Source organism: Streptomyces sp. NPDC048297, from assembly GCF_043201585.1.
Lineage (GTDB): Bacteria > Actinomycetota > Actinomycetes > Streptomycetales > Streptomycetaceae > Streptomyces.
Map to the genome: position 1 here is coordinate 194444 of NZ_JBICZA010000007.1, position 20260 is coordinate 214703.

14 protein-coding genes are annotated in these 20260 nt (G+C 73.1%); 7 read left to right on the forward strand and 7 right to left on the reverse strand.

Annotated elements, in window-relative coordinates:
- Both ACGFYV_RS10405 and ACGFYV_RS10410 read left to right on the forward strand, forming a co-directional pair.
- Positions 1–3762 (forward strand): DUF5682 family protein, encoded by a 3762-nt coding sequence (locus ACGFYV_RS10405; RefSeq protein ID WP_393877944.1) that lies wholly within the window; start codon positions 1–3, stop codon positions 3760–3762.
- Positions 3759–5540 carry a hypothetical protein gene (locus ACGFYV_RS10410; protein ID WP_393877945.1) on the forward strand — a complete coding sequence of 594 codons (1782 nt, stop codon included), beginning with the start codon at positions 3759–3761 and terminating at the stop codon, positions 5538–5540. Before ACGFYV_RS10405 ends, ACGFYV_RS10410 begins: the two co-directional genes overlap by 4 nt.
- A gap of 81 nt (positions 5541–5621) precedes the next feature.
- Here ACGFYV_RS10410 and ACGFYV_RS10415 read toward each other — a convergent pair whose 3' ends face one another.
- From ACGFYV_RS10415 to ACGFYV_RS10430, 4 genes are read right to left on the reverse strand one after another with little or no spacing between them, the layout of a single operon-like run.
- Positions 5622–6986 carry a cytosine permease gene (locus ACGFYV_RS10415; RefSeq protein WP_393877946.1) on the reverse strand — a complete coding sequence of 455 codons (1365 nt, stop codon included), beginning with the start codon at positions 6984–6986 and terminating at the stop codon, positions 5622–5624.
- A gap of 30 nt (positions 6987–7016) precedes the next feature.
- Positions 7017–8462, reverse strand: a complete 1446-nt coding sequence (locus tag ACGFYV_RS10420) for a DUF1116 domain-containing protein (protein ID WP_393877947.1) — start codon at positions 8460–8462, stop codon at positions 7017–7019.
- Positions 8459–10009 (reverse strand): acyl-CoA synthetase FdrA, encoded by a 1551-nt coding sequence (fdrA, locus tag ACGFYV_RS10425; RefSeq protein ID WP_393877948.1) that lies wholly within the window; start codon positions 10007–10009, stop codon positions 8459–8461. The genes ACGFYV_RS10420 and fdrA overlap by 4 nt, the downstream gene beginning before the upstream one ends.
- Positions 10006–10923: a DUF2877 domain-containing protein gene (locus ACGFYV_RS10430; protein WP_393877949.1), complete on the reverse strand. Its 918-nt coding sequence runs from the start codon at positions 10921–10923 to the stop codon at positions 10006–10008. Before ACGFYV_RS10430 ends, fdrA begins: the two co-directional genes overlap by 4 nt.
- Before the next feature lie 145 nt (positions 10924–11068).
- Here ACGFYV_RS10430 and ACGFYV_RS10435 point away from each other — a divergent pair, with 145 nt between their 5' ends.
- Positions 11069–12004 (forward strand): carbamate kinase, encoded by a 936-nt coding sequence (locus ACGFYV_RS10435; protein ID WP_393877950.1) that lies wholly within the window; start codon positions 11069–11071, stop codon positions 12002–12004.
- 327 nt (positions 12005–12331) lie between these two features.
- On the opposite strand, the gene ACGFYV_RS10440 is transcribed toward ACGFYV_RS10435, so the two are convergent.
- Together ACGFYV_RS10440 and ACGFYV_RS10445 are read right to left on the reverse strand one after the other, a co-directional pair.
- Positions 12332–12985, reverse strand: a complete 654-nt coding sequence (locus ACGFYV_RS10440; RefSeq protein ID WP_393877951.1) for a GntR family transcriptional regulator — start codon at positions 12983–12985, stop codon at positions 12332–12334.
- 174 nt (positions 12986–13159) lie between these two features.
- Entirely contained in the window at positions 13160–13375 is a 216-nt protein-coding gene (locus ACGFYV_RS10445) for a DUF4177 domain-containing protein (RefSeq protein ID WP_393877952.1), read from the reverse strand.
- A gap of 214 nt (positions 13376–13589) precedes the next feature.
- Between ACGFYV_RS10445 and ACGFYV_RS10450 the strand changes: the two genes are divergently transcribed.
- Positions 13590–13964, forward strand: coding sequence for a hypothetical protein (locus tag ACGFYV_RS10450; RefSeq protein ID WP_393877953.1), 375 nt, complete (start codon positions 13590–13592; stop codon positions 13962–13964).
- A 249-nt stretch (positions 13965–14213) separates the two neighbouring features.
- A complete protein-coding gene (locus ACGFYV_RS10455; RefSeq protein ID WP_393877954.1) occupies positions 14214–15398 on the forward strand; it encodes a type III polyketide synthase in 1185 nt (394 codons plus the stop codon).
- Positions 15399–15450: 52 nt separating this feature from the next.
- Here the strand turns inward: ACGFYV_RS10455 and ACGFYV_RS10460 are convergent, their stop codons facing one another.
- Positions 15451–17613 carry a SpoIIE family protein phosphatase gene (locus ACGFYV_RS10460; protein ID WP_393877955.1) on the reverse strand — a complete coding sequence of 721 codons (2163 nt, stop codon included), beginning with the start codon at positions 17611–17613 and terminating at the stop codon, positions 15451–15453.
- A gap of 310 nt (positions 17614–17923) precedes the next feature.
- Here ACGFYV_RS10460 and ACGFYV_RS10465 point away from each other — a divergent pair, with 310 nt between their 5' ends.
- Complete coding sequence (locus tag ACGFYV_RS10465) at positions 17924–19027, forward strand: hypothetical protein (RefSeq protein WP_393877956.1); 1104 nt, start codon at positions 17924–17926, stop codon at positions 19025–19027.
- Between the two features lie 211 nt (positions 19028–19238).
- Positions 19239–20237, forward strand: a complete 999-nt coding sequence (locus ACGFYV_RS10470) for an L-threonylcarbamoyladenylate synthase (protein ID WP_393877957.1) — start codon at positions 19239–19241, stop codon at positions 20235–20237.
- Positions 20238–20260: the final 23 nt, after the last annotated feature.

Genomic DNA, 20260 nt, shown 5'->3' on the forward strand with positions numbered 1-20260 from the left:
GTGTCCCGCACCTCCCCCGAGGCGGCCGTCGCCGCCCTCACCGACCCGGCGGGGCCCTGCCTGATCGGCGTACGGCATCACGCGCCCTCCCTGGCCGCGGCGATGCCGGCGCTGCTCGACGCCTCCGAGCCGGACGTCCTCCTCGTCGAACTCCCCGCCGAGCTGCAGGACTGGCTGCCCTGGCTCGCCCATGAGGAGACCCGCGCTCCGGTCGCTCTCGCGGCGGCTCCGGGCGCCGACGGCGGGGGCCGGAACGCTGGCGCGGGCACGGCGGTGGGACCGGCGTTCTACCCGTTCGCGGACTTCTCTCCCGAGCTGGCGGCGGTGCGGTGGGCGGCACGTCACGCGGTACCGGTCGTCGCCTGTGACCTTCCGCTGGCTGACCGGGCCTGGACAGGAGCCGAAGACGCACACGAACTCGATCACGATCACGAACACACCGACAGCACCGGAGACGACAGCCCACCGGTCACCGGCCCGCCCGGTCGAGAGCTGCCGGTGGACACCGCTCACGCGCGCACCGGGGCCCGTCTTGCCGACACCCTCCGCGCCGGCCTGACCGGACGCCCCGGCGACGACCTCTGGGACCGGCTGGTCGAGGCCGCCGCCCCCGGATCTCCCCCGGAGGCGCTGCGGCGGGCCGCGCTGCTGACCGGCTGGGCGCTGCGCGAGGACGCGGCGGCCTCGGGCGGCGTGCCCGAGCTGGATCTGCGGCGGGAGCGGTGGATGCGGTCCTGCCTGGCCGCCGCCACGGCGAAGGGTGAGCGTGCCGCCGTGGTCGTGGGCGCGTTCCACGCCCCGGCACTGCTGGGGCCGGTGGACGGCACGGGGCTCGCCGAAGGCACGCGGCGTGCGCCGAACGGCCCGGTCTGGACGACCTCCCTCATCCCCTACACCTACGCCCTCCTCGACGCGCGCTCCGGGTATCCGGCGGGCATCCGGGATCCCGAGTGGCAGCACATGGTGCTCGACGCGGCCGGTGATCCGGGCGCGATGGAGGAGGCCCTGACCCGGGCGGCCGTGCGGGTGTGTGCGGCATTGCGGGAACTCGGCCATCCGTCCGGGCCCGCCGACGCGCGGGAGATCACCCGGCTCGCCGGTGATCTGGCCCGGCTGCGGGGGCTGCCCGCGGCGGGCCGGGGCGAGTTGGTGGAGGCCGCGCAGACGGTGCTCGCGCAGGGCGAGCCGTACGGGCGGGGCCGTGCGGTGGCGCGGGCGATGGAGCAGGTGCTCGTCGGCACCCGTGCGGGCCGGCCGGCGCCGGACGCCCCGCGCAGCGGGCTCGCCCCGGCGGCCGAGGCGGAGCTGGCCGCGCTGGGGCTGCCCGGACCGGCGGACTCCGGTCCGGGCAGCGCCCGCGACCTGCGTCTGGACCCGCTCCGGTCCGACCTGGACCGCCGCCGTGAACTCCTGCTGCGCCGCCTGGCGGTGTGCGCGGTGCCCTACGCGGAGCCCAAGGAGGTCACCGGCACGGGTGGGGCCGAGGCGCTGACGTCCCGTTGGGAGGTGCGCTGGACGCCCGCCACGGCGGCCATGCTGACCGCGGCCGGCGTCCGCGGCGTCACCCCGGCGCAGGCTGCGGAGGGCCTGCTGCGCGAACGCCTGCGTTCCGAGCGCGCGGAGGGCGGTCCGACGGCGGCACAGGTCTTGCGCGGCCTGGAGCAGGCGGCGGAGTGCGGCCTTCCCGCGCTCGCCGACGAACGGCTGGACGACATCGCCGACGTGCTGCCGAACTCGGGCACGCTGCCCGAACTCCTTGCCGGTCTGGCCCTGTTGGACCGGCTGCGCGCCGGTCACGTCTCCGGCCTTCAGTCCTCGGACGACCGTACGGCGCGGGCGACGGCCGTGGCCGGCCTGCTCACGTCCGCGGCGGTGCGGCAGGTCGACGGCCTGACCGGCTCCGATGACCCGGCCGACGCCCACGCCCTGCTGGAACTCTCCCACCGTGCGGACCCGCTGGGCGGCATCCGGCTCACCGACGCGCTCGCCCGGCTGGCCGCCGGCGGTTCCCCGCTGATGCGCGGCGCCGCCGGTGCCGTACGCGTCCTGCTGGACCAGGAGGATCCGCGGACCCTCGGCGATCGCGTCGCCTCGTGGGTGGACGGGGCCGTGGACGCCGAGTCCCGGACGGCACTCACGGCACGGCTCACCGGACTGCTGACCGCCGCGGGGCAGTTGCTGGATTCGGCCGCCCCCGCGCTGGATCCGCTGCTGGCCCGCGTGTCCGGGCTGTCCGACCGTGACTTCCTGGACCGGCTGCCCGCCCTGCGCGGCGGCTTCGACACGCTCAGCCCCGCCGCCCGCGAGCGCCTGCTGTCCACGGTCGAGGAGCGCCTGGACGAGCGTCACGTGGCCGACACGGGCGCGATCGACCCTGTCGCGCTGGCCACCTGGACCCGTGCGGACCTCGCGGCGCGTGCGGCGCTCGGCGCGCTGGGCCTCCTGCCGGCGACGCGCCCCACCGGCCCGGACAGCACAACGGCCTTGGCCGGACTCGCTGTTCCCTCCAGTCCCACTGCTCCCTCCAGTCCCATTGCCCCCACCAGCCCCACTGACCCCACCGCTCCTGCCGACCCCGTCGGCCCCACCCCCGCCACGGACCACCCGGACCACCGGCTCGCGCCCTCCGACCACCGGACCGCTCCCTCCGCCCACCAGCTCGCTCCCTCCGACCGCTGGCGGCTGCTCCTGGGCCGCCGCACCGATCAACTCCCCTCCCACGCCCGCTCCTTGGCGACCGCGCTGGACGAGCTGTACGGCAACGGGCGGGGCGAGGGATCCCGGGGCGACCTCACGGGCCCTGGGCGTGGCGGCGGCCGGGAGGCGTCGTACCCCGGGGTGCGTGAGTGGTCCGAGGAACTGGCGGCCCTCTTCGGTCCGGGCATCCGCGAGGAGGTGCTGGCAGCGGCAGCCGCGAGCGGGCGTACGGACGTGTTCCCGGAACTCGACGCCGACTCGGTACGCCCCTCGGTCGACCTGCTCCGCTCGGTGCTCCGGCACGCCGGTGGCCTTCCCGAGGCCCGGCTGGCCACGCTGCGTCCCCTGGTCCGGCGCCTGGTCGACGCGCTCACCGGGCAGCTGGCCACCCGTCTGCGCCCCGCGCTGCACGGCACCGCGCTGCCGCGTCCCAGCCGGCGTCCGGGCGGCGGTCTCGATCTGCCCCGCACGCTGCGGGCCAACCTGGCGACCGCGCGCCGCGCACCGGACGGCTCGGTCCAGGTGATCCCCGAACGGCCCGTATTCCGCACCCGGGCCCGCAAGGCGGCCGATTGGCGGCTGATCCTCGTCACCGACGTGTCGGGATCGATGGAGGCCTCCACGATCTGGTCGGCGATCACGGCTTCCGTGCTGGCCGGGGTGCCCACCCTGTCCACGCACTTCCTGGCCTTCTCCACCGAGGTGATCGACCTGACCGAGCACGTCGAGGATCCGCTGTCGCTGCTGCTCGAGGTCAGCGTCGGCGGCGGCACGCACATCGCCGCCGGGCTCCGGCACGCACGCGAACTGGTCACCGTGCCCTCGCGGACCCTCGTCGTGGTGGTCAGCGACTTCGAGGAGGGCTACCCGCTCGGCGGGCTGCTCGCCGAGGTCCGCGCCCTCGTCGGGGCCGGCTGCCATGTCCTGGGCTGCGCGAGTCTGGACGACGCCGGCCGCCCGCGGTACGCCACGGGCGTCGCCGGTCAGCTGGTGGCCGCGGGGATGCCGGTCGCCGCCCTCAGCCCGCTCGAACTCGCCCGCTGGGTAGGGGAGAAGATCGTATGAGCCCGCACCTTCCGCCGGTCGCCCCGGCCGTGACCGCCGAACTCGTCGAGGCTCTCTCGCCCCGGCTGCGCAAACGCCTCGACGCGGGCATCGCCAAACTGGCGGACAACCCCGCGACCGTCGACGGCACCACCGTGCGCATCGCCATCGACGACACGACCCACGTCGAACTGCACGCCCCCGACGGCACGGTGACCACGGCGGACGACATCCGCTGCGGCTGCCTCCTTGCCCCATCCTGCCTGCACCGCGCGGCGGCTGCGTCCGCCGCGCCGGTGGCGGATGTGACCGGGGAGAGCGCGACCGACGAACCCGCGCCGGACTCGTCCTCCGACGCTTCAAGAGTCACGACGACCCCCGACTCACCACCCCCGCCGCCTGATGCGCGGCAGCCCACGAACGCGTCGGAGCCCGCGCCGACCGCCACCACCGAACAACGCGCCGCCGCCCGCTCCCTGCTGACCGCGGCCGGTGCCGTCCTCGAAGCCGGCACGGACGGCTCCGGAGCGGTTCTCCAGGCGGAGTTGCTCCGGGCGGCGCACACCGCCGGACTTGCCGGTCTCCCCCGGGCCGCGTCGTCCGCCGTCTCGGCGGTCACCGCACTGCGCGCCGCCCGTGCGTCCGCCCCGACGTACCGCCTCGCCGACCTCGCCACTGCGCTGGGCGACGTCCTGACCGTGGCCCATCGCGCGCCGCACGCCGAGGGCGCCGAGCTGACCGAGCTGCGTGGCACCGCCCGGCAGCCGTACCGCCCCGACGGCTCCCTGCGCCTGTACGGCGTCTTCTCCGAGCCGGTGCTGACGGCGAGCGGCTACGCGGGGGCCGTCACCTGGACCGCCGATGCCGGGGGCCGGCTGTATCAGGTGTCGGACGTGGCCCCGGGTGGCGCGGGCCGTGCGGTGGGCGCGGCGGACCGGGCCGTACGCATCGGTGACACGGCGCTGACGCACCGGGAGTTGTCGCGGGCGGGGCTCGCGGTGTCGGGGGCGACGGTGTCCCCGACGGGCCGGCTGGGCGCAGGGGCACGGGTACGGGCGGTCCGCGCGTCCGGCGCCGACTGGCGTGCGGAACCCCTGGACCGGCTGTGGGCGGTGCCCGTCTGTGAGCAGGTCTCCCGTGCCCTGACGGGCGGCCCCGACCTGCTCTTCCTCGACGTCGTACTGACCAGCACGGTCCGCGAGGCCGCCGGTGACTGCCTCCTCGCCGATTGCGGAGGTGTGGACCTGCGCCTGAGGGCCGCCCACGACCACCCCGCGCTCCCCCACCGCGAGAACCTCCGTCTGCTGGCCGCCGCCCAGGGCAGCCGGCTCCGGATCGTCGCCCGCCTCACCCCGGCCCCGCACCCCCGGGCCACGCTTCTGGCGATCGAGCACCCGACCATCCCCGGAACACGCGTCGACGTCGGCCTGGACCACCTCCGGCGCGCCGACCTCCCCACCACCCGAACCTCTCCCCCGCTTCCCGCCCCGCTGCCGGACGAACCCCCGCTCCACCTGCTCCGCCGCCGCGTGCACCAAGCGGTGTCGGGCGGCCGGCGCGCCCTGTCCTTCCCCGCCGACACGACCTCCGACACCCGCCGCCTGAACCGGCACGGCCTGTCGACGGCGGGCGACATCCTCGGCGAACTCCACGCAGCCGCGACCGAACGCTCCCGCGACGTCTTCGGCCGTCTGCTCCCCACCGACGCGGACCGCTTCACCCGGGCCTGGCTGACCGCGGCGCGCTACACGGACGAACTGGACCGCGCCCTGTGCGCGGCGGCATGGGCGCCGGCGTGACCACCGCAGCCATACGTCGACGCGCACTTGCCCGCAGTGGCTGGGGCAAGTGCGCGTCGACGTATGGACGGGGGGCGAGGGTTACTCGGCCGCCCCTTGGAGCTGCTCCGCCGGGGCCGCAGTCGCCTCGGGTCCGCGGGGCATGACCCGTTCGAGGACGGCGTAGGCGAGGACGGCGACGACCAGGCCGGTGACCGCGTCGGAGAGCTGGGGGGCGTACCAGTGGGCCGCGCCCGCGGCTGCCGCTCCGACGGCCCAGGCCAGGAAGGCGGTGGGACGCACGGCCACGGTGGGCCGCTGGTCCATGGCGCTTCGGCCGCCGCGCGCGAAGAACTGGTCGGCGATGAGGACGCCGCCCAGGGGCGGGACGAAGACGCTCAGGATGACCAGCCAGTCCAGGAAGTGGTTCCACACCCCGGCGAGCGCGGCCACGGTGCCGATGAGGCCGAGCACGATCGTCATCAGCCGCATCGTCTTACCCGTGAGATGCGACCAGCCCAGAGCGCCGTTGTAGAGGCAGTGGCTGCACACGGAGCCGAGGTTGACGAAGACGAAGACGGTGGCGAGCACGTTCAGGGCGGACGAGTGCTGGCCGGTCAGGAGCGGCAGGAAGTTGCCGCCCACGGTGGCCGGTGCGGCGATCGCACCCGCCGCGACCACCACGCCGCCGGTGACCTGGGCCACCATGCTGGCCACGGGGAAGGCGCTGATCGTGGCGAGAACCGCCTGCCGGCCGTTCTTCGACCAGCGGGTGAAGTCGGCGGTCATGGTGCCGGAGTCGGCGAAGGTCGCCATGACCAGGGAGACCGCCGCGCCGAAGGTGAGTGCCGCGTTGCCGCCGACACCCTGGTAGGAGAAGACGGCGCCGAGGTCGTGGTCCTTGGCGGCGATCACCAGGGCCGCGATGCCCGCGATCACGAACAGCGGGGCGGCGACCGCGCCCAGCCAGGACAGTGCCCTGATGCCGAGGTAGGTCAGGGCTATGAAGCCCAGCCCGGCAAGTCCGGCGACGAGTTGTTCGTGCCAGCCGAAGGACTGGTGCAGGGTCGCCCCGGTGGCACCGGTGTTGAACGCGAACCAGCCGACCACGATGGTGGCGAGGAACGCGGAGGCGACGATGTAACCGGCCCGGCCGAAGGTGCGCGTGGCCTGGAGCGAGAAGCTCTCGCCGGTGGAGCCCGCGCGGTGGCTGAGGATCCCCACGTACAGGAGCATGACGAGGTTGGCCACCGCGATCGCGGCCAGCCCACGCCAGAAGCCCAGCATGGCGACGACCACGCCGCCGGGGACGGCATTGGTCAGGATCATCGGGAACCCGAACCAGACGGCCGAGACCGTCAACAGCGACTTGCGGCTGCCCGCCGGGACCGGGCTGTGCTCGTACTCCGGGTCGAGCTCCCGGGCGGCGGAGGCGTCCTGCTCCGCGACGTTGTGGTGTGTGTTCATCGTATGTGGGCTTCCGGGTGGGCTCGCGCGTCAGGCGAGGGCGTCGGCGAGGGCGATGGCTGCCTTGGTGAATGCCTCGGCGGGCGGGTGGGTGATGCCGGCGCCGATCATGCCGATGCCGGCTTCCTTGTGAGCGATGGCCGTGTTGATGATCGGCAGGATCCCGGTGTCGAGGACCTTGCGGACGTCGATGCCGGTGGGCAGGCCCTGGAAGTCCAGGGCGGGGATGGTGACGTTGGGGTTCTGCGCCGTGGTGATCTCACCCATGTCGCGGGTGTAGCCCATGGCCTCCTGCACGGTGCCGCCGACGAGGGCGACGATGGCGGGCGCGGCCGACATGGCGAAGCCGCCGAAGCCGTACGTCTCGGTGATGGCGCTGTCGCCGATGTCGAGGCCGGAGTCCTCCGGCTTGTACCCGGCGAACATCGGGCCGATGACCTTCTGCGCGGGGCCGGTGAACCACTGGCCGGGCAGGCCGGCGACGCGGATGCCGAACTCGACGCCGTTGCGGGCCATGGCGGTCAGGACGGTCGAGTACTCGACGCCGCTCGCGGCGTCCAGCGCGGCCTTGGCCATCCCCAGCCAGGTCGGTCCCGAGAAGTAGTCGGAGCTGGCGACGAAGTCGAAGACCTCCTTCTTCTGCTCGGTCGTGAAGGACGACTGGAGCAGCCCGGGGGCGAGGGCCTGGAAGAGCAGCAGGGTGCCGGCGCCGTTGCGGTTGTGGCACTCGTCGCCCATGTGGATGGCCTGGGAGAGCAGCAGCCGCAGGTCGACCGGGCCGGTGAACTCGACGGCCTCCTTCAGCATCGGGCCGAAGACGTCCCGCATCCAGATCAGGCGGTCGACGACGCTCTGGTCGTTGGCGCCCATCCGCAGGATCTTGGCCATCTGCTCGGACAGGTTGGTGTACGCGGTGTTGCCGTGCGTCTCGTTCTTGATGATGTGCATGTACATCGACGCGGACGTGACGCCGGCCATGGAGCCGACCGCGTTCATCTCGTGGCACGGCTTGAAGGTGATCTCGCCGGACGCGGCGACCCGAGCGGCCTCGTCCAGGTCCTTCGCCAGTCCCTCGAAGACGATCGCGCCGGTGACGGCGCCCTTCATGGGGCCGTTCATGCGCTCCCACGTGATGGGCGGGCCCGCGTGCATGATGGTGGTCGGCGTCATGCCGGGGACGACGTCCAGGGCGCGTCCGAAGCCGACGAGCATCGGGCGGGCGGACATGATCCGCTCGACGGCCTCGGCGTTGGCGGCCTCGATCTTCTCGGCGAGTTCGGGGCGCTCCAGGACGTCGAGGGCGCGTGCGGCGTCGGCGTCGCCGCCGCCGGGCGGGGTCCAGTCCAGCGTCGTCACCTGGGCGCCCTGGGCCGTGATGTCCGCGTCGAACATGGCGAGGCCGACGTTGACGACGTTCAGGTCGCTGCTGAACAGCCGGGCTGCCTCGGTGAGTTCGGTGTTCTGCTCGGTGCTCATGCCTGCTCTGCCTTCTTCGCGATCTCACGGGCGAACTGGCCCGTCTCGGTGCTGCTGCGGGTGACGGTGACGCCGGCGGCGGTGAGGGCCGCGGTCTGGGCGGCGACGGAGGGCGTGTCCAGGTCGGTGCCGAGGACGTAGCCGATGATCTCCAGGTGACGGCCGCCCTCGGCGGCGATCCGCTGCGCCTCCTCGATGGCGGGCAGGGTGGCGCCGACCGGGTCCTCGTGGGCGCCGAAGCCGAGCACGAAGTCCATGACGACGGCGGCGACCTCGGGGTCCTTGGCCTCCTCCACGAGCCGCTCCAGGCGCGGGGTGGGGTCGATCATCGGGTGCGGACGGCCGTTGGTGAAGTCGTCGTCGCCGAAGTCGAGGAAGGTGTGGCCGGTGCTGGGGGCGGCGGCGGTCAGCCGGTGGGCGGGGTCCTTCTGGATGTTGCTCCAGACCTCGGCGCCCGCGTCGCGCACCGCGTACATCGTCTCGTCGCAGAGGGTGCCGCCGCAGAACAGGCCGCGTACGTAGCGCTGGCCGGCGGAGAGCCGGGCGACGACGCCGGCCGCCGCGGCCTCGGCGTCGAACGTCTCGGTCGGGCTCTGCTCGACGCCCGCGAGGCGGACGGCCTGGCGGGCCGCGTCGAGGCTGCCGGCGGCGAAGTGCCCGCCGGCGGCGGCGACCGCCTCCTCGGAGCCGTCGATGAACCAGACGACGACGGGCTTGCCCGCGGCGGCGACCTCGGCGAGGACCTTCTTCTCCACCGACGGGGCCGGCGGCTTGGAGACCAGCACGATGACGTCGGTGGCCGGGTCGGCGGCGAGCGCGCGGATGCCGTCGGTCATCATGATGCCGCCGACCTCCTCGCTCAGGTCACGGCCGCCGGTGCCGATCAGCTGCGAGATGCCGCCGCCGAGGGCGTGGACGCGGACGCTGACCTCCTGCGAGCCGGTGCCGGAGGCGGCGACGATGCCGACGTTGCCGGTCCGCACCTTGTTGCCGAAGCACAGGGCGATGTTGTTGATGATGGCGGTGCCGCAGTCCGGGCCCATCATGAACAGGCCCTTGTCGTGGGCGAGGTGCTTGAGCGCGACCTCTTCCTCGACGGGCACGTTGTCGCTGAACATCATGACGTGCAGGCCACTCTCCAGCGCCTTGCGCGCCTCGCGGCCGGCGTAGGCGCCGTTGACCGCGATGATGACGAGGTTCGCCCCCTCGATGGCCTGCGCGGCGCTGCCGATGGTGCGGTACGTGACCGCGCCGGCCGTGGCGGAGGCGGGTGCCTTGCGGTGCAGCAGATCCTCGACCTGCGCCAGCAGGGCCTCGGTGTCAGCGCCTTCGGCGGTGACGAGGACGATCATCAGGTCGCCGTTGCCCGCGTCGCGCAGCTCGTCGGTGAGCAGGCCGAGGTTCTCCAGCACCCCCTTGTTCATCTCGGTGCCCATGGCGGTGAACGCCTGCTCCACCCCGTCCAGGCCGTTGGCCTTGGTCGAGACGGACATCAGGGACACGGAGTCGAAGTACGTGTTCTTCCGTACGACTGCTGTGGTGCTCACAGCGAACCTCGCAGTTCTTCTTCCAGATGGAGCCCGGCCACCAGGCCGGACAGGGTGTCGCTGCCCGAGGTGTGGCCGATGGCCAGCACCTTGCGGGCAGGAACGTGCAGATCCCCCGGTGGATGACCGTTCGCCAACAGGCCGAGCAGGTCGAGGAGTTCGGAGCGGGCCCGGCCGTCGGCCGCCTCGCCGACGGTCGCGAGGCCGAGATCCGTGGTGCGTCCGCCGTGGTCGGCCAGGACGTCGCGCAGGACGGGTACGAAGGCGGCCAGCCCGCTGCCCGGCAGCGCGGCGAGCAGGGTGAATCCGGTGAGGAAGTCGTCGCCGGCCGGGGTGAGCCCGGGGCCGAGGCCGAGCAGGGCGAGGATGCCGCGGCGGATGCGGGGGCGGTCCCCGGCGCGCACCGCGTCGAGCAGCGTCGTACGCCCGTCGTGCAGCGCGCGGACGACGGCCGCTTCCATCGGGCCGGCGTCGGGTGTCGCGCCGAGCATGCCGCCGCGGGCGCCGTACGCGTGGTTCAGCCGGTCGAGGACGACGGCCGCCGTCTTGACGTCGTCCGGCGCGAGGTGGGCGAGGGACGGGACGACGGGGTCCCAGGCGCGGGCGCCGGTCGTGGTCAGGCGCAGGGGCCGGGACGGGATGCCGAGCGTGATGCTCCCGGGCGTGAACGTCACGCTCTGGCCGGCCGCCAGCCCGCGCCCCGTCCAGTCGGCGACGTCGGCGATCAGGGTCCTGGGGGCGTCGGCGCCGTCACGGGCGGCGAGGGCGATCAGTGTGCCGTGGGGCGTCAGCACGTTGACGACGCGGGTGAAGACGGAGTGCACGGAGCCGGTCCCTGCGGGTTCGCGCAGCCGGTCGAGGAGCGCGGCGTCGCCGGAGCGCACGCGCAGCCCGATCGCGTCGTTGCGGCCCATCCTCGCGCCCTCCTCATCGCCGTACATAAGCGCCTGTCCATGGCCTTTCCGGATCAGCACCATCCGGACCAGCACTATTGGTATACCAGATTGGTATACCATTCTCCCCTCGTCGGGGAACACAAGTACCAGCAAGGGAAAACACATGCGCATCGTCGTCGCCCTCGGAGGAAACGCACTGGCCCGGCGTGGGGAGCCGATGACGGCCGACCACCTGCGGGCGAACGTCCGGGGGGCCTGCCAGGCACTGGCGGGCCTGGCCCGCGAGCACGAGGTCGTCATCACACACGGCAACGGCCCGCAGGTCGGCCTGCTGGCCCTGCAGAACCTCGCCTACCAGGACGTGGCGGCCTACCCGCTGGACATCCTCGGCGCGGAGACCCAGGGCATGATCGGCTACGTCATCCAGCAGGAGCTCTCCAACGCGCTCGCCGGCGAGCGCGAGGTGGCGGCCATCCTCACCACGACCGAGGTCGACGAGGCCGACCCCGCCTTCGAGCGGCCGACCAAGCTGATCGGCCCGCAGTACTCGGCGCAGGACGCGGCCGAGGCCGCCGCCGAGTACCGGTGGACGATCGCGCGTGACGGCGGCGCGTTCCGGCGCGTCGTCCCCTCCCCGGACCCGCTGCGCATCATGCAGGCGCCGCTGGTCAGCAGCCTGCTGGACAACGGCACGCTCGTGGTGTGCGTCGGGGGCGGCGGTGTGCCGGTGCGTACCGACTCCAAGGGCCGCCAGATCGGTATGCAGGCCGTGGTCGACAAGGACCTGGCCAGCGCCGCGCTCGCCGCCGACCTGAAGGCGGACATGCTGATCATGCTCACCGACGGCGACTTCGTCAGCGAGAACTGGGGCACGCCCGAGCAGCGCGACATCCTCACCGCCTCACCGGAGGGCCTGGCCCGGCTGGCCTTCGCCGAGGGCTCGATGAAGCCGAAGGTCGACGCGGCCGTGCGGGTCGCCGAGGCGGGCGGGCGCACCCTCATCGGCCCCCTGGAGCGCCTGGACGACCTGCTGGAGCGGCGCGTCGGCACGGAGATCCGGTCCGACGTGCCGGGAGGCATCGTCTACGTCGGGGAGTGAGGTATTCGGGAGGTGCTCGGTAGACGAGGTGCTCGGTAGGCGAGGTATCCGGTAGGCGAGGTATCCGGTGGACTATTCCCGGCCTTACGGGCTGATCACCGGAACAGTTGCCGGGACCGACAGCCGGGGCCGGCTACCGAGACGGGGAGCGGCGCGGCAGAGCACGGCACGGCACGGCACGGCACGGCACGGCACGGCACGGCACGGCGCCTGAAGGGGAACACCGCTGCGCCGCGGAAGAGCTCGACGACCGCACCCGTCACCCCGCCCCCTCCCCCGGCGCCCCCTCCCGGTCCCCCCGCCGGGCGGGCCCGAAGGCGGCGGACGCTACTGCGCCGCCGCCTTGCGCTGGTGCGCGGCGACCTTCTCCCGGCTGGCCGCCAGGTGACGCGCCACCAGCTCCCCGACGCCTTCCACGTCCCGCGCCTCGATCGCCCGATACAGCTCCTCGTGCTCCCCGGCGACGGCGGCGAAATCGTCGTGCTGCCCCAGCAACCAGCGCATCCGGCTGCGCAGTGTCGTGTACAGCTCGCTGAGCAGCGCGTTGTCGGCCAGCTCGATGGCGGTCTCGTGGAAGTCTGCGGCAGCGCGCCGTGCGCCCGCGCCGTCACCCACAGTTGCGGCGGATTCCTCGGCATCGAGGTCGGCGCGCAGCTTGGCGAGGCCCTCGCGGGTACGGCGCTGTGCGGCGAGGCTGAACGCGAGCGTCTCCAGGACGGACCTCACCTCGCTGAGGTCCGAGAGGTCGGACGGGGTGAACTCTCGGACCACGGCCCAGGTACGAGGGCGCGGCGTCACGAGACCCTCGTTGACCAGGTCCCGCAGGGCATCGCGGACGGGCAGCCTGCTCACACCCAGCTCGGCGGCGATCTCCCGCTCCACCAGCCTGCTGCCGGGTGCCCGGGTCCCGTCGATGATCTGATCGCGCAGGGTGCGCATGACCCGCTCAGACTCGGGCGTGAATTCCTCGACTCCTGCCATCCACCCATTTTCGCATCGAAGATCGTGCCGCCGGTCCACACCCCTCGGCGGGGCGGCCCTCGGCCCGATGACGGAGACCTCGGGCCGCCTCACTCCCCTGCCCCGGCAGTGCACGGGCGGCTGCCGGCGCCTTCGACCGGCCGCTGGAGCCGGCCGGCGGCCGGATCGTGATCGCTACTGGCGCGGCCGCTCGAAGGTGAGCAGAAGTCCCTCGACGGCACCGGGCCCGATGCGGCCCTTGACGTCGGCGGACGTGATCGCCTTCAGCCCCCAGCCGTCCTCGGCGTGCTTGTTGAGGACCTTCTCCAGCTTGTCGGAGTCCAGGGCATCGCCTATCAGCGACTCCCGGAAGCTGACGACCTTGTACTCGTACGTGTAGGGCTGGCTCATGACTGCGGGGTTCTCCTTCGCGGTGGGCACGGTGGCTACCGCGACCAGTCAATCATCGTCCCCCGCCGAACAAGCCGCCAGGTACCCCAACACCCCCTGTCTCGACGGCTCCTGAAAAGCCACCCGAGCAGACCACTCCGCTCACCGGCAGACTGTCCACCATGAAGCGGCCGGTACAGCAGCTTTCTGACGGTTCGCCATGCCCGATCTCCGCGTGAACAACACACACGGACTGTTCGCGGAGTTCCTGGTATGCCAGGCGGTGGGTTCCGACGAGCCGTGTGTGGAGTGGGTCGGCCACGACGTCAAGACCGCCGACGAACTGGGCATCGAAGTCAAGACCAGCGCCTCCGCCCCGCCAGTCGGACGCTCGCCCCAGCCTTCGTACCTGAACCTGTTGTGCCGCACAGAACGCACGGTGATCGTCCGCGAACTCGAAGCCGTAATCGCGTTCGATGCGCTTGAACTCGGCTCGCGGTCACGCGAGTTACGCGCGCTCCGCCTCGATGACCGATCCCGTGTGGGGCTACGGATGAGAAGACTTGGTCTCCGGGGCGCCAGTGAGCAGGCAGTTGGACGTCCCGTCTGACAGCGAGTCAAGCCCGGCCCACCGGCACCGCCCCGAAGGCCCCGCTGCAGCGATGTGTGCCGTGTCACGCACCACAAATGCCGCCTAAGTTGTCTGCATCACAGCGGAAATGTCCATTTGGCGTCCATGCTCGATACCGAGACCGACTCCCGAAGTGGAGCCCATCGGCAACCTCTTGGGAGCGGAGTTCAAAGTGACCCATGACACAGCACTCGTGACATTCCTCCTCACCTGGGAAGGTGCCCCATTATGGCCGCTTACCTCTGTCCTCCTGCCGTGATACACGGCGAACACACCGTGGAGACCAGCCAGATCGTGGCGGAGGTGCGCGACCGGCACCCGCATGCGGCCTGGGCTCCCCGGATCGACGGCATCGCGGCCAGCACGGGCATCGAGGCCCGCGGGTGGATGCTGCCGCTGGAGACCGCCGTCGCGCCCGGCAAGGCAGGCGGTCTGGGGACCCTCGGCACAGGGCCCGCCCAAGAGGCGCTGGCACGCGACGGGTTCACCCAGCAGGACGTGGAGCGCGTGATCGCCGCCCTCGAAGCGATACCCGCGCCGCAGACCGTCCAGGAGCGCACCGCGCCGGCCTGGGAGGCCGTACAGGCCTACGGGGAGCGTGCGGCGCGCGGGGCCCTGCAGATCGCCGGGCTCGACGCCGCGGACATCGACTGCCTGATCACCAGTCACTCCACCACCCCCGCGCTGCCGGGTCTGGACGTCTCCCTGGCCAACCGGCTTCAGCTCCGCAGCGACGCGATGCTGCTGCCGGCCACGCAGTGGGCCTGTGTCGCGGGGACCCGTTCCCTGGCGCTGGCGGCGGATCTGGTGGCCGCCGACCCCGACCGGGTCGTCCTGGTCGTGATCGCGGAGGCGCTGAGCACGACCTACCAGCCCGCGGACGACACCCTCGAGTCCCTGATCGTCCGGTTGCTGTTCGCGGACACCGCGGTCGCCGCGGTGGTCACGGGCCGCCCGAGGCGCGAGTCGGTACTGCGGCTGGACGCCGCCTGGCACCACACCCCGCCCGGCACCCACGACCTGCACCGCCTGGAGACGCGGGCGGACGGCACCCACTTCGTGATGGACCGGCACGGGCCGCGCGCCGTCCAGAAGACAGTCGCCGCGATGTGGGAGTGGCTGCGCGTCCGTTACCAGGACGACCCCGACTCCTGGCACCCCGACGTGCTGCTGGCGCACCCCGGCGGGACCCGGGTGCTGGAGTACATGGAGCAGACGATGCCCGAGGCGTGGCCCTCGGGACTGCTGGGCTACAGCAGGGACAGCTACACCAGCGGCAACCGCGGAGGCGCGGCCGTGTTCGACATCATGCGGCGGGCGCACGACGCCGGGCAGAAGTCGGGCAGTCGCGCCGTCCTGTACGCGGCGGCACCGGGCCTGACCGCCACCGCGCTGGAAGGCGAGTGGCTGTAGCGCGGACCCGCGCCACCGGTACCGGCGACCCGGGCGGGGGACGGCTGCCTCGTCACCGCGCGACTTCCGCCCAGACCACCTTGCCGGTGTCCGTCCACCGCACCCCCCACCGGGTGGTGAGCCGGTGCACGACGTGCAGCCCGCGACCGCCGTCGTCCAGGAGGCCGCCCCGGCTCAGACGCGGCCTGCCGTTGCCGGTGTCGCCCACCTCGCACAGCAGGCCCTGACCGGCCCGGATCAGCCGTACCGTGACGGGACCTGCGGCGAAGCGCACCGCGTTCGTGACCAGTTCGCTGACCAGCAGCGACACGTTGTCCCGGGTGTCGTCCCTGATGCGCCATTGCCGCAGCAGCGCGCGGACCTGCGCGCGGGCACGGGCGGGGGCGTCGTCGCGGGCGGGCAGCCGCCAGGTCGCGGTGTCCCCCTTGCGGTAGCCGATCATCCGCGCGAGCAGCAGGGTCACGTCGTCGCGCTGACGCGGGGGCGCGAGCGCGGCGACGACGTGCCGCGCGGCCTGCTGCAGGGCGTCCCAGGGGTGCACCTTGGACACGGCGTCCGCCAGCCTGCCGATGCCCTCGTCGATCGACACGGCCGGATCCTCCACCAGGCCGTCGGTGTAGAGAGCGAGCAGGGAGCCCGGGGGTGCGTCGAACGTGTGCACGTCGAACGGCTCCCGCAACGCGAACTCGGCGCCCAGGCCGGGGTGAGGGCGGACCGCGAGCGTGCGCGCCCGCCCGTCCGGACAGACCAGGACCGGAGGGAGGTGGCCGGCGCTGGACAACGCCAACCGGTGGCTGACCGGGTCGTAGAGGGCGATGCAGCAGGTCGACCCGAGGGCGCTGTAGCCGGCCGCGAGCCCGGACTCCGGTTCGTCCAGCAGCGTCACGGTCTCGTCCAGGTGCTCCAGCACCTCGTCCGGCGCCAGCCCCGCGGACAGCAGCGCGCGGGCCTCCATGCTCAGCTGGCCCATGGTCGCCGCGGCTCCCAGGCCGTGCCCGACGACATCGCCGACCACCAGCGCGGTACGGCCGTCCGGCAGCGGAAAGCTGTTCACCCAGTCGCCGCCGACGCCCGCGCTGTCGGGAGTGGCGGGCTGGTAGATGCTGGCGATCTCGATCGTGTCGCCGCCGCGCCGGGGCAGCAGCCGGCGCTGCAACGCCAGCACCTGCGTGTGCTCGCGCTGGTGCTGACGGGCCAGGTCGACGTGATGGGCGGTCCTGGCCACCAGTTCCTGCAGGTCGAGCAGCTCGCTGTCGCGGAAGGGGCGGTCGGAGCGCCGCCAGACCTCCGCCACGCCCAGCACGACGGGCGGCGCGCCGTCCAGGACCAGCGGTATGCAGGCCACCCCCGCCGACCGGTCACCGGGCACCAGGGCACGCATCACCCGCGGACTGCCGAGCACCCGCTCGACCGCCTCCCGGTCGGGTATGACGATGGCCTGCGGGGCATCGGCCCGCTGTACCGCGTGCGCCAGCAGGCGACTCGCGTCGCCGGGAAGGTCGTGGCCCGCGGTCACGTAGCCGTCGGGCCATGCCCGGTCCGGCACCAGAGCCGCCCGCCGCAGCCGGATGCGCCCCTTCCCCTGCCCGGTGACCCCCTCCCCCGTCCACACGGCGAAATCAAGGTCGATGGCGGCCACCTCTCCCCACGCCAGCAGGGACTGTGCCAGCGACTGCGCGGTGTCGCCGATGTCCAGCGAGGTGCCGATCGCGGTCTCGGCGGCGTACAGGTGCAGCCTCCTGGCCATGGCGATCACGGAGACGGTCAGGCCCTCCTGAGGCACCGCGGCGGGCAGGATGCTCATCGAGACCACCAGCTCCGACCCGTCGCCGCGCCGCAGGCGCTGGATCCGGGCGACGTGCGCCTCACCGGTCTCCAGGACCTGCCGCAACCGCCGTGTGACCGTCGGTACGTCCCCGGGGGGCAGGAGATCGACGAAGGGACTCCCGTCCACGGCGTCCAGGCCCTCGAACACGGGGGCGTCCAGGTTGCGGCGGGTGATCCTCAGATCCCTGTCCAGGTTGACCGCGCCGAGGATCTGGTCCTGACGGCCGGCCGCCGGGCTGTCGGGTACGCGCTGCCGGGAGGTGCCGCCGCCCTGCGCCTGCGCGCGACCGGCGCCCGCTGCCGCTCCTCCGCGTGGGATGTAGCGCCCCAGGGCGCTGCTGACCAGGTCGAACGGCGAAGACGACGAGGGAGAGGGTGTGGAGTCCATGCGGCTCCCTCAGCAGTCCCCGGCGCAGCGCCAGGGCCGTACTCGGACCCGTGCGACGGGGCCCCGAGATCCCTGACCGCACACCTCATTGAATAACACCGGGGGTCGCTTCGCCCACAGCGGCGGATCGCGCGGTGAACACGGACAGTGAGGAACGCCGCGGCGCTGACGCAGCCCTCGGGGCGCGCACCATCGAAGAACCGCCAGGGCGCGCATCACCAAAGAGCCCCCGCGCCGCGCATCATCGAAGGAAGGGAGGAGAGGCCGTCGACGAGGAGTGAAGGAGTGAGACGAAGAGTGAGGAGTGGCGATGAGGCTGTCGTTCCTTGAACCCCTCTACGCGGAGCCGGGCCCGTTCGCCTCCGTGTACCTGGACACCTCCCGGAACGTCGAGCATCCCGAGCGGGCGATCGCGCTGCGCTGGGGGCGGCTGCGCGCGAGTCTGTCGCGTCAGGGCTCGGAGCGGGCGCTGCTGAACGTACTGGAGGAGGTGGTCGGCGCCGACACAGAGGTGCCGGGGGCGCACGGTCAGGCCGTCTTCGCCGCCCACGGCACGCTCGTCCTGGACGGGGAGCTGCCCACGCCTCCCGAGCACGACTCCGCGCGCTACAGCACCCTGCCGGACGCGCTGCCCCTGCTCACCCAGCACCTTCCGGAGATCCCCTACATGGCCGTGGTCGTCCACTACGGCGGCCTTCCGACCGCCGAGACCCACGGCTGGGTGACGCTGGAGGCGGAGACCGGCACCTGGCCCGCGTCCACCGTCACCCCGGGCGAACGGCTGCACCGCAGGGTCGCGGTGGCGACCTGGCACCGCGCCTGCCTGCGGCTCGGTCACCGGCTGGACGAACAGGCGCGGCGCGCCCACGCCGACGCCGTCGTGGTGGGCGGGGACGAGTGGGCGTGCAACGTACTGCTCCGCCGCCTGCCGCACACCCTGCGCGACAAGGTCGTACGCGTGGGCGGCCGGACCCCCACCGACACCGGACGCGCCCTGCTGGAGCCGCAGCTCCACGGCGTCTTCCACGGCCGCATGGCCGCGCACGACCGGGAACTCGTGGACACCTTCATCGGCCGGCGCGCTCTGGACGGACCCGTGACGGACGGGCCGGCCGCCACCGTCGCCGCCCTCCAGCGCGGCCAGGTCGCGGCACTGCTGCTGAACCGACCGCCGGGGGCCGGGCCCACGCTGCGCCTCTGGACGGGCTCCCAGCCCACTCAGCTCGCCCTGACCGAAGCGGAGCTGATGTCCTTCGGTGTGCGGGCCCCGCGCGAGGAACGCGCCGACGAGGCACTCGTCCGGGCCCTCGTCGGCACCGGCGCCGAACTGGTCGTCGTACCGGAGGGCGAGCTGCGGCTGCACGAGGGCGTGGGCGCCCTGCTGCGGTACACCGACCCGGGGACCCGGTCCTGACGCCGACGCGCGGCGCATGAGCGGCGTGGAGGAGACGGAGATGCGGAGAGACGAAGAGACGAAGAGACGACGCGACGGACGTGTCGATCGCCCCGCCCACTGGTACCGGGCCCACGCGGTGCCCTCGGCCCAGGTCGGTCGTTATGCGCCGAAGGGACCACGGAACGACCGTGGAACGGCCGTGAGATGTGGAGATTGGCGCTGTGGAAGGATGGCGAGGGTGACGGCAAGAACCAGTGACATCGAGAAGGCGGCCGGTGTGCTGCGCGCCGGAGGGCTGGTGGCCTTCCCTACCGAGACTGTCTACGGTCTGGGCGCCGACGCCGAGGACTCCGCCGCCGTCGCGCGCGTCTTCCAGGTCAAGGAGCGCCCGCCGTCCCACCCGCTGATCGTCCACATCGGCGGCGCCGAGCACCTGGGCGACTGGGCCGAGGACGTCTCGCCGACGGCTCGCCTGCTGGCCGAGCACTTCTGGCCGGGGCCACTGACGCTGGTCCTGCGGCGCGGTCGCCGGGTGCCCCTGGAGGCGACCGGTGGCCTTCGGACGGTGGCCGTGCGCGTGCCCGACCACCCCGTCGCACGCGCGCTGCTCTCCGCCTTCGGCGGCGGTGTCGCGGCCCCGTCCGCCAACCGCTTCGGCTCGGTCAGCCCGACAACGGCGGGCCACGTCCGTGCGGAGCTGGGCGATGCCGTCGACTTCGTGCTGGACGGCGGTTCCTGCGAGGTCGGCGTCGAGTCGACCATCGTGGACGCCACGGGCGAGATCCCGAGCATCCTCCGGCCCGGCGGGGTGACGCGCGAGGACCTCGAAGAGGTGCTGGGGCACCCGCTCGCGGTCGACCCGACGAGCCGCGTCCGGGTACCGGGCCAGCACCCGTCCCACTACGCGCCGCGTGCGCGTGTCGTCCTCGTCGAGCCCGAGAAGGTGGTCGCCGAGGCGGAACGCGCGCAGGAGCTGGGGCACCAGGTGGGCGTCTTCCTTCCCTCCGCCTTCGCCGGCGCTCCGGTGAAGGCGCACGCCGTGGTGGCGGTCCCCGGTTCGATGGCCGCCTACGCACGCGGGCTGTACGGGTTCCTGCGCGAACTCGACAAGCGGGGATGCGACCTCGTCGTCGCGTCCTTGCCGGTGGAGAAGGGGCTGGGACTCGCGATCGCCAACCGGCTGCGCCGCGCGGCGGGACCCCGGCCCTCCGAAGCCGGGAGTGCGTGAAGGAAGCCACGTATCGGCGGGCT